This is a genomic window from Alphaproteobacteria bacterium (genome assembly GCA_015062495.1).
Classification (GTDB): Bacteria; Pseudomonadota; Alphaproteobacteria; order Rs-D84; family Rs-D84; genus Enterousia.
Genome location: SUUN01000001.1, coordinates 24,443 through 36,188 on the forward strand (window position 1 = coordinate 24,443; position 11,746 = coordinate 36,188).

An 11,746-nucleotide genomic window follows, 5' to 3' on the forward strand; every position below is an offset into this window, starting at 1 on the left:
AAATAAAAAAAGGGAGGATTTAAATGGCAACACTGTTGGTTGATGCGCGATATTTTGGTAATTATTTGCGCATGGCGCGAAATTCAATGAATATCACGCGGTTTGAATGTGCAAAATTATTAGGTGTGTCACATTCAGAATTGATTAAGATAGAAAACGGCAAGGTTTTAATGCCCGATAAAATAATTCAAAAGGTTATGACGAACGGTATGGCGATGATTTTATGTAAACGACGCAATTAAAAATCCCGCCATTTGGCGGGATTTTTAATTCTGAAAGAAACGGTTAAATATTTTTTCGTTTACTTCAATTGGATATTCACGCATCAGGAATGAATTGTAATCATCCATTATGCCTGATTTTGACATGGTTTGCATTTCATTGCGCAAATCAGCCATCTTTTTTGTGTCCATTTTTGGCGCAATTGAATCTTTGATATTCAATACATAGAATGCGTCCGATGATGGAACAATTGATTTTTCGCCCGCGTCGCCACGGAATGCGGCAACCAACACGTCGGTTGGTGCGCCCGATGTACGTGACACAGTTGCGGATTTTCCGTTTGCCAATTTTCCGTTTGATTTAAAGTCTGTTAAAACTTCGTTGGCGCGGACGTATGCCTGTTTTTTCTGTTCGGCGCGTTTCCAATCACCCGTCAATGATTTTTTGACAGATTCAAATTCCGCCGTGTGTGATGGCGTAATTTTGTTTACGCGCAAGAATACAAAACCATCCTTGGTTTCAATCATTTCACTTTCCAGTTCGGCGTCCATATCAAATATTTTTGCCATCATTGTATCCGTCAGAACTTTGTCCACAGGGCGATGGTCGCGATCAAATGTGCCCAGGTCAACATATTTTGCGCCATGCGTCTTGGCGGCGTCCGCCATTGGTTCGCCGGCGATGATATCGTCTTCGAATTTAATGGCGATGGCATAGCCTGCATCATATTTGTCTGGTTGTGACATTTCAGCCGGAATAATCACATACGACACATTGCGTGTTTCTGGGACGATTTGTGGGTTTTGTTTGTAATATTCGGCCAATTGTTCATCCAAAGGTGCGGCAACATCAAAATCTGAATATTTAATTGTTGCGTATTCGATTTCGCGTTCCCCATAACGTGCATCGTATGCCGCACGCACTGCAAATTCAGGCACAGGTACATCAACCCCGACCGCGCCCAATACCATAGAACGCAATACATTGCCACGCAGGACGTCGGCAAAGGCAGCCTCGGAATAGCCGGAATTGTTTAAAACCGTGTCGAATGCCAGGGTGGAAAATTCGCCGTTGACCTGAAATTCTGGGAATGAACGAATTTCGTGGGCAATGCGTTTGTCGCTGACCACGAACCCCAGGTCATCTGCGCGGTTTTCCGCCATCTGTTGGGTTGTCATTTTTGTCAAAATTTGTTTGGAAAAAGCGTTTTGGGTTGCGGTGTCTGTATAGATTGCGCGTTGTTCGTCCCGGCTTAACTGGGCCAGGGCACGCGATTTTTCCAGGTTAAATTCCTGGGCGGAAATTTCTGTGTCGCCAACGTGGACCAGTGTGTTATCGTTTACAACGTTGCCAAAAATCCATTCGGCAACACCCCAACCAACGAATGAAAATGCCAAAATGCTGATTAAAATCTTGGCAACTGGTTTTTCTGATGCATTTCTTAAATATTCTAGCATTTGTTCCCCTTTTGCGATACCATAGCAAAACGATATGACAAAAAGCAATTAAAAAAAAGGGAATTTCAAATGAAAATTATTGCTGGAAATTGGAAAATGAACGGGTCGCGCGCAGGGTTGGATGCGATGTTGCGTGATCTGGAAAATCTTGATACAGAAAATACAGTTATTCTGTGTGTGCCATATACTATGTTGCGTGCGGGAAATGCACGCGTGGCGATTGGTGCACAGGATGTGAGTCAACATACACACGGCGCATATACGGGTTCTGTGTCGGCCCAGATGGTTGCAGATGCGGGTGCAAAATATGTAATTGTTGGGCACAGTGAATGTCGTCAGTATAACGGGGATACGAATTCGATCGTGCGACAAAAGGCGGCCCAGGTTTTGGCCAATGGGATGATTCCAATTATCTGTGTTGGCGAAACAATGGATGAAAAGCAGGCCGGTAAAACCATGGCGGTGATTGAATCTGGGGTGCGTGAATCAATTCCATCGGATGTTGGCACACCGATTATTATTGCGTATGAGCCACGGTGGGCAATTGGGGCGGGTTTGACGCCCACGGCGGATGAAATTGCGTGTGCGCATACACTGATTGCCAATACGCTGGCGGAGATGGGATTGGCGGGGACGCCGGTTCTGTATGGTGCGTCGGTCAAGGGTTCGAATGCCGCAGAAATTATGTCGATTCCAAACGTTGATGGGGTGTTGGTTGGTGGTGCGTCCTTGAAAAGTGATGATTTCATACCTATAATAACCAGTGTAAAATAATTATATAGTATGAACAAAAATGGAAGACGGTATGAATAACGAAGATAAAGAAGTTCAGGTAGAGGCAGTGTCTGTTGATGATGCGCCGGTCGTGGACACACCACAGCAAGAATCAGATGTTGAAAAATTAACCGCCCAGTTGGCGGAAATGAATGACAAATATCTGCGTATGGCGGCGGAACTGGAAAATACGCGTCGTCGGGCGGCGTTGGATGCGGAATCGCGTGCGCGGACGCGTTCGATGGGGGTGGCGGAAAAAATCTTGCCGGTGATGGATGCGGTGGATTCTGCGTTAAAGCATGCCCCCGATGATGCAGGGATTCAGTCGATGGCGCGTGCGCTGGAATCTGCATTTGCCCAGATTGGGATTGTAAAAATTGAATCTGTGGGCCAGGCGTTGAACCCGATGTTTCATAATGCGATTCAGGTTGTGGAATCTGGGGATGCAGCGTCCGGCACGATTGTCGAAGAAATGCAGACCGGGTATATGTTTGGCGATACCGTGCTGCGAACTGCAATGGTTGTTGTCGCAAAATAATCCCACCGCCCAGATGGGCGGTTTTTTTGTTTGCCAAAAAAATATAAATTTTTGTATTTTTTTGTGATATAATACCAGTGACGCAGGCGACTGTGTTGGGGCGTAAGAACCTCGAAATTTGTGGTGTCCGTGGGGACAAAAAATACCTCCAACAAATTGGTTGGAGGGTCGCGAATATATTGAATAAGCGCGCTATTTTCCACAAGTTATAGTTCTTAACCTCCAACCGTCTGCTTTGTGACGGTTATTTTTTACAAAAAGGGAATACAAATATGCGATTAACATTTGGGGTTTTAATGTCGCTGATGGTGGGGGCGGCGCATGCAAACACCGACCTGGCCGCGGCGATTGAAAATGTCCGCACCGCATGCGGAAACATCAGTGTGGAATTATCGGACATGAAAAAAATGGCGGGTATAACAACCGCCGTCACCGGTGTTGGCACGGTCGCTGGTGGCGTTGCACTGGGGACAGGTATTGCCAAGGCGGGTGTTGATAAGGAAATAGAGGCCATGGAAAAATTACCTTTATTGACAATTGCAAATGAGAATGAGTTTGAAACCGCTGTGTTAAATTATGCCAAATCAATAAATCACTCGGTCAATACGGCAATAGGGCATGCTGAAAAGAAATCAAAACAACTGGGCAATGTTCGTACGGGAACATTGGCAACATCAACAGTTGCCAATATCGCGGGTGCGATTATGTCGGGTACAAATCGGGTAAAGGGTGATTTGAAACAACAAATTGATGAATGCTTGGCATCGGTTAAAATATTATCAAATGTTCGTATGCAGGCGCGTATTTCCAAAACTGTCACGGATGCTGATTTGGCACGTGCGGAAAATATCATTCATGCATGCGATGCATGGACCACGGTTGATATCAGTTCAATCAATAAACGTTCAACGGGCGCAACCGTATCATCGGGCATTGGTGCGGGGTTGGGGCTGGCCGGCACAATAACATCTGCATCGGCAAATTCAGACGGTGTTCGTGATGGTGATGCCGACAAAGAAAAGAAATTAAACGCCGCGGCAAATGTGTTGGCGGGGGGCACAACGGCGGCGGGATTGTCCGCCACAATATTTAACGCAACACAAATAAGTGCAATTAAACGTGCGGCAACGGTTGCCGATGAATGCGAGGGGGCGCTGAAGTAAAATGAAAAAAATAGCTTTGTTTTTCTTAACTTTTATATTTTCAACTAATGTGTTTGCGAGTCAACAAACCAGTAACGAAATAGAATTAAATACCCCTGTACGTTGGTATGCCAAGGCCTTGAGTAATGCCATATTCAAAATGGTTTATCAATCCAATCAGGATGCAGATGGGGCAGAACATGCCTCCGCAATCAGAAGTGAATTTTTGCAAACCTTGGATGTAAAAGATGGTGTTGTACTGATTAGCCCTGCTGAATTTATAGATAAATGTATGTCTGTATATCAAGCGTTTGATGCATCTACAAAATGTTCGAATGCGTTGATGGATGCTGTTCATTTTCATAACGAACTTGTCCAATCGTTTGCGAACGCAAATGCGCTGAATGATAGAAATACAAAAATAGAGTGGCAATTCCGGGTTTGGTATAGTGCATTAAGCGTCGTTCTTGATTTGGATTTAGATCCGTTAGTGAATATATTTAGCGATTATATGAATACTGTTAACAATACAGCCTCGTTAAATGAGTGGTTGTCAGAGTGTAATAGAGCCATGCAATTTATTTCTTCAAGCAATACACCGTATCATAAAGATGCCGTTGTTAGAATGCAATCTCATGACTTTTCGTGTCAAAAATATATAGAAGCGCTGGAGCAAAAATACAATGAATTTAGGGCGGCATATCATACTGAAACAACGATAAAATTATAAGGAGCTGAAAAAATGAACAAAAATGATTTAGAAAATTTAGTGGAAGACTATGGTTATTTTGATGCGTTTCCCGGTGGTGCACCCGCGGGGCGTGCGTCACAGGCGGTGGAATATATGGCCGTCCTGCCCAAGCGGGGTAAAAAACAGGCCCTGATTGACGGGGCGGCACGTATTGGGGTTTTATTACAAACCGCACGCAAACGATTCCCGGACGGCAAAACACACGAATGTTTGACATTTCCAACGGCATATCAGCAGAAATTCAAACAACAAATTCGTGATGTTGTAAAAGCACGTGAAAAATAACCCCACCGCCCATCTGGGCGGTGTTTTTTTGGGGGGGGGAGAAAGAAAATGTTGTAGCGCGACTTGACAAATATAAATGTTGTGTTATATATGTGTGATACGGAGAGTGAGCCGTATCATGAACAGCATAACCAAGAGGTGCTATCATGACAAACGTAAAAACAAACCTTCCTCAAACATCCCTAGTCAGTAAGACGGCAAATATCATTTCTGAAACACGTCGTCCAGATGGTTCTTTGGCCACGCAGATATTAACAATCGGATTCGACAAATATTTAATTCAATATGATTCCCAGGGTCAGGTTGTGTTCAAAGAAAAAATGGGCGAGTTATTCTTTAATGAAAAAGACATAACTTATAATAATGGTTGCGTTGCATCAATTACACGTCGTGATTATAGGGGCAACAGGGCCATTTCTCAATACGATGAAAATGGTCATATTATTGCGACTATAAATGCTAATAAAAACGATATTGTAAACTTTGCGCCATCAGGATATGTCCGGTCTGTTATTAAACATTTGTCAGAATACGGTGATTTTGGCAAAACAACTGAAATCGAAGAAATCACATTTAATGATTTCGGACATATAGTATCTTCTGCACACAAGGTGAAAATGACAGATTTGTTTGGCCCAGGACGTGATAAATGGATGACAACAGACACCAAGCAATATTATCCAAATGGGCAAATGGCCAGTCATATCACGTATAAGCAAAAAACAAAACGTACAGGCAGATGGACATCTGAAAATCAAGAAGACGAAGCGGCATCGTATATTTCATCAATCACTCAATATAGTGAAAAAGGCAAGTTGCAGGTGTCTGCACAACTGGGCGAATATGATGAAATAAACTTTAACGGCGATAAAGTTGCGTGTATAACCAGACGTGTAAAGAAAGGTGACAGCCTGGAAACAATGTCCCAAACAACATATTATCCATCTGGAAATTTGTGCACAATAACAACATACCAAGATGGCAGGGTTGTGTCTTCTGTGACTTATGATGAACAGGGCAAGCCACAAAGTAGTGCCCAGCAAGGAACAGAAAATTATCAGGATATATATCAGAACGCACAGCAGACACGCCAAAACACACAGAACATTAAGTCTTTTGCCAAGATTGGCATGACGCCACAGCAGGCGGCCAGCATTTTGGGTGTGTCCTTAAGTGCAACCGAACAGGAAGTAAAAGTGGCATATCGTAAACTGTGTAAAATCTGGCATCCGGACAGAAACCAAGGAAATGAAGAGGTGGCTAAGCGCAAAATGCAACAAATCAATGAAGCGTACAGCGTTATGTCACAATACATCAGGAACCGCGGTGGTCAATCTCGTCCTGAACAGCCACAACAACCGCGACCTGAACACATTAACCGAATGCAGCAGGCATGGAATAAACTACAACAGGCTATTCGTGATTATGACTATGCCGTAGATAGGTTAAAAGCCGCCACGGCAGAAAAAGAAAGAATCAGAAGCGAATATGTCAGAACAGCAGCAAATGATCAAAAGAAACGAAAATTGGAACAGCAATTAAGAAAGGCTGAGATTGCTTGGTCAGCGTGTGTTAACAACAAAATCCGGGCACAGGCATATAAAGATAAATGTGAACGTGAATATAATATGTTGCGCATGCAAAAATATACGAAAATGTATCAACAAAAATGTTGTGAATATCAACGTGCTGCATAATTTGACTGAATGTGTAAAAACTCGTCATTTTGGCGAGTTTTTTATATAAAAAAGTTCGTAAATGTGTGAAACGGTGGTGCTTTTGACGTACGATTTACGAACCGATGAAAGTATTGGAAAACAAAGAAAACCACCAAAAGGTCGGTTGTTATTTGGGCAGCCCCAACATCGCTCCTCGATACGCAATAAATAAAATCAAAAAAATCTCCCTTGGTCGATTTTTTAAGATTTTTCTAATTGTGTATTCTCGTATTCGCCATGCGCAACTGGGGTTGCTCTGGCGTATCCGGTTGTGGCGTTATAGCAAAATAAAAAAATCGGGAAAACCCCGATTTGTTTATTTTGGCAGCCCCAGCTGGACGGCTTTCGAACTTTACTGCTGCGCGACTATGACGAAATAGTCAGAAATATCAACGAACTTTCAGAATGGGTTGAAAATAACAAGTGATAATTTTAGCTTGATTTATACTGTCAGCAGAAAAATATATCCCACAGTAAGCAAACTTGGCCAAATGGCGTACCAAATAGCTTTGCATTGTTTTTGTCTGCTGACTTCAATTATTGACCTGTATATAAAAAACACGTCTAAGCACCCCAATAGTATCAGGCTTGTAAAAAAAGCGACCGCAGATGAGCGAATAAATCCGAAAGCCTCGGCTCCCCAATGGCATCCGCCCATTTCTGCGCAATTATAAAAACAAATATCAATAATTGTGTCTGCTATCATATACAGCAAAAACAGGTTCCATATCAAGAATAAGACAAATATTGTATAAAATGCAAACTTTTTTATCATATTATCATCTAATATTTTACGTGCAGTATAACATCTTTTTTGTTTTGCTCAAACCATTTTATAAAATCACTTATTTCTGTTCGTAAGTCAATACAGCCGGCAGAGCCGAAAGCAACGCCGCCATGTATAGAAAATTTGTCTCTCCCGAATGTGTTAGTTTCTTTTGCAGGTTCTAACCATACTCTGTGGTCTCCCCAGGAAGCATAACCGCCTGGCCATCCTGTTATTTTCCCTTTTGTAGAATATTTATCTCTATGTTGGGCATTTATTTGTCGTATCACATATATTCCTTCTGGCAAAGGCCCTTTATCTTTCTCTTTTTGCATATCTTTGCCCTGATAACTTGGCATACCAGACATTGCGCCCCAATATCCTGTTCTTTTATCATTCGTATTTACCGTCAGGGCTACCCCATCAAATACTGCAACTTGATTTTTGTTTGTATTGACCGGATATTCAAATTTTGCGCCATGTGATTCAAACTTCGTATTCAACACGCGTTCTGTTTCGTCACCCGATGATATGCGCCCGGTTATTGGTAAATTGTTATCGCGTTGAAAATCCTTAATCGCTGTAATCAGTTCTGTGTTTGCGTATTTGTGAAATTGCCCGTCAGGCTCGCTACGCTCATTGGGCTTATAGTAATTCATTTTATACAGGTTCTTTTTCAGTTTTATAACATCGTCTTCATTTGTTGCGTTATTGGCCGATACTGTGCCACTCAGGCTAAAATCTTTTTCTTTGGTTTTGTCTTCTTTTTTATCCTTATTTTCTGGTTTTTGTCCGTTATAGTGATATGGGCAAATACGCTCGTATGGTGCAACTTCGGTACCATCGGCACGTGTGTATCCGGATACTTGAATAATTCCGTCGCATTGTTCGGTGGAATCACGACCATTATTTGCACCTTGTTGTCCTTTCAGTTTTGCGTATATGTTGGCCAGTGTGCCTGTGGCCTGAACCCAATCTTTGGTTCGCATAGATGTGTATTCTTTTAATGACATATTTAATCCTTTGGTAAAAAAACACCCGCATATGCGGGCAATAAAAAAGACGACCAAATGTCGTCTGCTGAATGTGTGTATTATACCATAATATACGAATTTTTTCAATAAAAAATCCGCCCAAATGGACGGAAAATCAGATTTGGCAGCCCCAACATCGCCCCTTGACAACCAATAACCAAACCTAGACGCAAAAACTCTATTAACCATATCCGTTTTTGCAGGTTTGCTAATTGTTTGTCTGCGTATTGGTCATGCGCGCCACCTGTCACGTAAACTTTGTTTACGTGTGGCACATAAATGTGCCTGGGCGCTCTGACCGATCCGGTTGTGGCGTTTTAGCAAAATAAAAAAATCGGGTAAAACCCGATTTGTTTATTTTGGCAGCCCCAACCGGATTCGAACCGGTGTTCTCGCCTTGAAAGGGCGGTGTCCTAGGCCTCTAGACGATGGGGCCAAAACTGCCATGTTCATAACTGAACGCCGGCAAATTATACATGTTGTTTGCCGGCTTGTCAAGTGATTATCAATGATTTTATTCCGATGTGGTTTCGGAATCTGCCACAGGGGCAGCGGTGTCTTCGATTTGGGTAAAGATAATTTCTTTGCCGTCAGATGCAATCAATGTTAATTTGCCGTCGCCCAATTCATATGTTTCAACCGTTGGCATGAACTCAAAGTATTCACGTTCGGTTTCCATGGCCTCAGCATCGCCCATCATCATTGTGGATGCAAAGCCTTCGAATTTAATGTTGTTGCCGTCCGCAGTATAACCGCCGTTATAGCGATTTACAACGCCGCCAAATACGCGCATTTCAACCGGGTCAAATGACAATGTAATGTCAACGCCAGGCTGGGCGGATATAAAGTTTGCGCCCTTTAACAATTCGGGGTTCTGGGTGTCGTCCGCGCCACAGGCCGCCAATGCCAGGGCACATGCGCCAATTGCGAATAATTTGAATTTCATGTGTTTTCTCCTTTGGTATTTATATCATGGTTCGATTATAGAACATTATTTTCAATAATAAACAAGAAAATACACCGCGTATTATGCAAGGCTTGACAATAATTGTGTTTGTGTTAACTTTGTCTTTGTGACAGATAAAGATGATGTGATTTTAATTTCGAATGCTGATAACAGGGCAAAGCCAAGTTTTGCCCAGCGTTTTCGTGAACGCTTGGTATATCCGTTCCAGAAACGGCGTTTTTATGCCCAATGGGAAAACGCACCAATGGATATGCGGTTTCGTCTGACTAATAAATGTAATGAAAACTGTGCGCGTTGTTTCGAGTGTTCGGGCCCAGATAAACCGTTAAACATCGTTCCTGTGGATGATATTTCGTTTTATGTTAATCGGTCGGGGGCGAATTTTACAGGCATTTATATGACGGGTGGGGAATGGTCGCTGATATACGATATTCGGCCACACTATATGCGTGAAATATTTGATAAACTGGATTTATCCAGGTCAGATGAATACACCATTCAGACCAATGCACGATGGGTGCGCGGGGTGCATCGGGATGAAATACTGGGGGATATAAAATATATTCAGTCGAAATTGCGGGGGCAAAATCGCGGGCTGAAATTAGATATGTCGGTGGATCGGTATCGCAGTGCGCAAAGTATCGACTGTGTGCGCGATGTTGTTGCTGCGGTTGCGTCGGATGGGGATTTTGATAATACTAAAATTCGGTTAATGTCGTGCGCGTTGGATGCCAAAATGGCAAATGAACGGGTTTTAATTCCTGAATTCTTTGCGGCACGTGGGATAGAGTTAAAGTTTGAAAACCGTTCGTGGTTTAATCCATATTTCCAGGTGTGCTATGCCAACAATACACGCATTGTTATTCACGAAGAAGGGCCAACTATGCGTATCGGGCGTGCCCGGCAAAATGGTATTGGGTATAAAATTTATTATCCGCAATTACAGTGTGGCGGTCTGCAACGTGAAAATACATTGATGGAACTGTCGCTGCGCGAAGATGGTATGATAAAATGGCATAATTGGTACGATTGGGATATAATGACCCCATACCGTGATGCCAATGGTGGGTATAAGTCCATGGGGCAAATTCGGGCGGAACTGGTGGATATGGTATGGCCGCGTTTGCTGCGTCATAATATAAAAAATACAGTACTGAATCTGTTGCCAATATATGGCGATATTCGTCAGATTTATATCAATAATCAAATCCAAAAAACATACGAAGAAAACAGAAAACAATTTGTACACATCGCCACGCCGATTAAGGAATTGTAATACCTGTCGCGGGGCAGGGGACAAAAACGCACCATTTGGTGCTTTTTTTTGCGGTTTGCGTGTGATGGGGGTGATTGTCCGTGACCTACTGATTACAAACCGCCCAAACGAGTGTTGAATAACGTTTGTCAACGTTGAATTTTGCTTAGTATTCTGGGCTTTACAGCGGATTTTAAATTTATTATACTTAAATAAAAATCGGTAGCAAAAACTAAAATTTCATACCTGCGTGGCGAAGATCCGTCGGCCGAACGTCGTGATGTGCTGCGTGACATGACCCCGCGCCGCCCCATGATAATGAAACGGTCGCAACCACGTCGCCAACATTTAGCTTCGCAGGTTTTATGCCCATGTCTGTCCCCTTGATTTTATCTTATAATCGTGTGCTTGAACCACTGTTCTTGGAAAGCGGTTTTTTGTTCAATATATTCGTTTGTTGGATTTTGTCCGTCTGGCACAACAATCAGTTTATCGTCGTTGTCATTTGTGCGATGAATAATCGCAACGCATTTTCCAGAAAATGTTGCCAATGGTGTATCGATGCCCAATACATATGCGTCTAATTCTTCGCCATCGCCCGATATGGTGTTTGGGATAAATCCATAATTCACTTCGTATGTAAAGCCGTGTTTTGGATGTTTGCTGCCCAGTGGTCTGTCCATTTGTACATTGACGATTTTACCCAGAAAATCACGTGCATTTACGATGTTGGAATTTGTGGACATTTTATATCCTTATGGTTGGGATTATAGAATCAGTATAGATTACAATATTTATGTTGTCAAAGTTTATGTATGCTGATTTTTTGCAGCATAC

Annotated in this window: 12 protein-coding genes and 1 tRNA gene; 8 read left to right on the plus strand and 5 right to left on the minus strand. The window is 42.6% G+C overall.

Annotated elements, in window-relative coordinates; translation table 11 throughout:
* Positions 1–23 precede the first annotated feature (23 nt).
* Positions 24–242: a helix-turn-helix transcriptional regulator gene (locus tag E7008_00120; protein ID MBE6456342.1), complete on the plus strand. Its 219-nt coding sequence runs from the start codon at positions 24–26 to the stop codon at positions 240–242.
* Between the two features lie 24 nt (positions 243–266).
* On the opposite strand, the gene E7008_00125 is transcribed toward E7008_00120, so the two are convergent.
* On the minus strand, positions 267–1,679 hold the full coding sequence (locus tag E7008_00125; protein MBE6456343.1) for a hypothetical protein: 1,413 nt from the start codon (positions 1,677–1,679) through the stop codon (positions 267–269).
* Positions 1,680–1,748: 69 nt separating this feature from the next.
* Here E7008_00125 and tpiA point away from each other — a divergent pair, with 69 nt between their 5' ends.
* The 6 genes from tpiA to E7008_00155 all read left to right on the plus strand — a co-directional run bounded on the left by tpiA (position 1,749) and on the right by E7008_00155 (position 6,866).
* Positions 1,749–2,453 (plus strand): triose-phosphate isomerase, encoded by a 705-nt coding sequence (gene tpiA / locus E7008_00130; protein MBE6456344.1) that lies wholly within the window; start codon positions 1,749–1,751, stop codon positions 2,451–2,453.
* Positions 2,454–2,472: 19 nt separating this feature from the next.
* Positions 2,473–2,991, plus strand: coding sequence for a nucleotide exchange factor GrpE (locus E7008_00135; GenBank protein MBE6456345.1), 519 nt, complete (start codon positions 2,473–2,475; stop codon positions 2,989–2,991).
* A gap of 272 nt (positions 2,992–3,263) precedes the next feature.
* On the plus strand, positions 3,264–4,154 hold the full coding sequence (locus tag E7008_00140; GenBank protein MBE6456346.1) for a hypothetical protein: 891 nt from the start codon (positions 3,264–3,266) through the stop codon (positions 4,152–4,154).
* Between the two features lies 1 nt (position 4,155).
* Positions 4,156–4,863 (plus strand): hypothetical protein, encoded by a 708-nt coding sequence (locus E7008_00145; GenBank protein ID MBE6456347.1) that lies wholly within the window; start codon positions 4,156–4,158, stop codon positions 4,861–4,863.
* A 12-nt stretch (positions 4,864–4,875) separates the two neighbouring features.
* Positions 4,876–5,169 carry a hypothetical protein gene (locus E7008_00150; protein MBE6456348.1) on the plus strand — a complete coding sequence of 98 codons (294 nt, stop codon included), beginning with the start codon at positions 4,876–4,878 and terminating at the stop codon, positions 5,167–5,169.
* A gap of 146 nt (positions 5,170–5,315) precedes the next feature.
* Positions 5,316–6,866: a J domain-containing protein gene (locus E7008_00155; protein ID MBE6456349.1), complete on the plus strand. Its 1,551-nt coding sequence runs from the start codon at positions 5,316–5,318 to the stop codon at positions 6,864–6,866.
* Positions 6,867–7,670: 804 nt separating this feature from the next.
* On the opposite strand, the gene E7008_00160 is transcribed toward E7008_00155, so the two are convergent.
* The 3 genes from E7008_00160 to E7008_00170 form a co-directional block, all read right to left on the minus strand.
* On the minus strand, positions 7,671–8,876 hold the full coding sequence (locus tag E7008_00160) for a DUF2778 domain-containing protein (GenBank protein ID MBE6456350.1): 1,206 nt from the start codon (positions 8,874–8,876) through the stop codon (positions 7,671–7,673).
* 171 nt (positions 8,877–9,047) lie between these two features.
* Positions 9,048–9,123: transfer RNA gene (locus E7008_00165), tRNA-Glu, on the minus strand.
* A gap of 78 nt (positions 9,124–9,201) precedes the next feature.
* Positions 9,202–9,633, minus strand: coding sequence for an META domain-containing protein (locus E7008_00170; GenBank protein ID MBE6456351.1), 432 nt, complete (start codon positions 9,631–9,633; stop codon positions 9,202–9,204).
* A gap of 127 nt (positions 9,634–9,760) precedes the next feature.
* Here E7008_00170 and E7008_00175 point away from each other — a divergent pair, with 127 nt between their 5' ends.
* The gene (locus E7008_00175; protein MBE6456352.1) at positions 9,761–10,930 is read left to right on the plus strand and encodes a hypothetical protein; all 1,170 of its coding nucleotides are present in this window, start codon (positions 9,761–9,763) and stop codon (positions 10,928–10,930) included.
* Positions 10,931–11,298: 368 nt separating this feature from the next.
* Here E7008_00175 and E7008_00180 read toward each other — a convergent pair whose 3' ends face one another.
* A complete protein-coding gene (locus tag E7008_00180; protein ID MBE6456353.1) occupies positions 11,299–11,655 on the minus strand; it encodes an inorganic pyrophosphatase in 357 nt (118 codons plus the stop codon).
* Positions 11,656–11,746: the final 91 nt, after the last annotated feature.

What these genes read in the sequence shown, in the direction of transcription:
- E7008_00120 (MBE6456342.1), top strand. Translation starts at nt 24, where the DNA reads ATGGCAACACTGTTGGTTGATGCGCGATATTTTGGTAATTATTTGCGC.
- E7008_00125 (MBE6456343.1), bottom strand. Translation starts at nt 1,679, where the DNA reads ATGCTAGAATATTTAAGAAATGCATCAGAAAAACCAGTTGCCAAGATT.
- tpiA (MBE6456344.1), top strand. Translation starts at nt 1,749, where the DNA reads ATGAAAATTATTGCTGGAAATTGGAAAATGAACGGGTCGCGCGCAGGG.
- E7008_00135 (MBE6456345.1), top strand. Translation starts at nt 2,473, where the DNA reads ATGGAAGACGGTATGAATAACGAAGATAAAGAAGTTCAGGTAGAGGCA.
- E7008_00140 (MBE6456346.1), top strand. Translation starts at nt 3,264, where the DNA reads ATGCGATTAACATTTGGGGTTTTAATGTCGCTGATGGTGGGGGCGGCG.
- E7008_00145 (MBE6456347.1), top strand. Translation starts at nt 4,156, where the DNA reads ATGAAAAAAATAGCTTTGTTTTTCTTAACTTTTATATTTTCAACTAAT.
- E7008_00150 (MBE6456348.1), top strand. Translation starts at nt 4,876, where the DNA reads ATGAACAAAAATGATTTAGAAAATTTAGTGGAAGACTATGGTTATTTT.
- E7008_00155 (MBE6456349.1), top strand. Translation starts at nt 5,316, where the DNA reads ATGACAAACGTAAAAACAAACCTTCCTCAAACATCCCTAGTCAGTAAG.
- E7008_00160 (MBE6456350.1), bottom strand. Translation starts at nt 8,876, where the DNA reads ATGGTTAATAGAGTTTTTGCGTCTAGGTTTGGTTATTGGTTGTCAAGG.
- E7008_00170 (MBE6456351.1), bottom strand. Translation starts at nt 9,633, where the DNA reads ATGAAATTCAAATTATTCGCAATTGGCGCATGTGCCCTGGCATTGGCG.
- E7008_00180 (MBE6456353.1), bottom strand. Translation starts at nt 11,655, where the DNA reads ATGTCCACAAATTCCAACATCGTAAATGCACGTGATTTTCTGGGTAAA.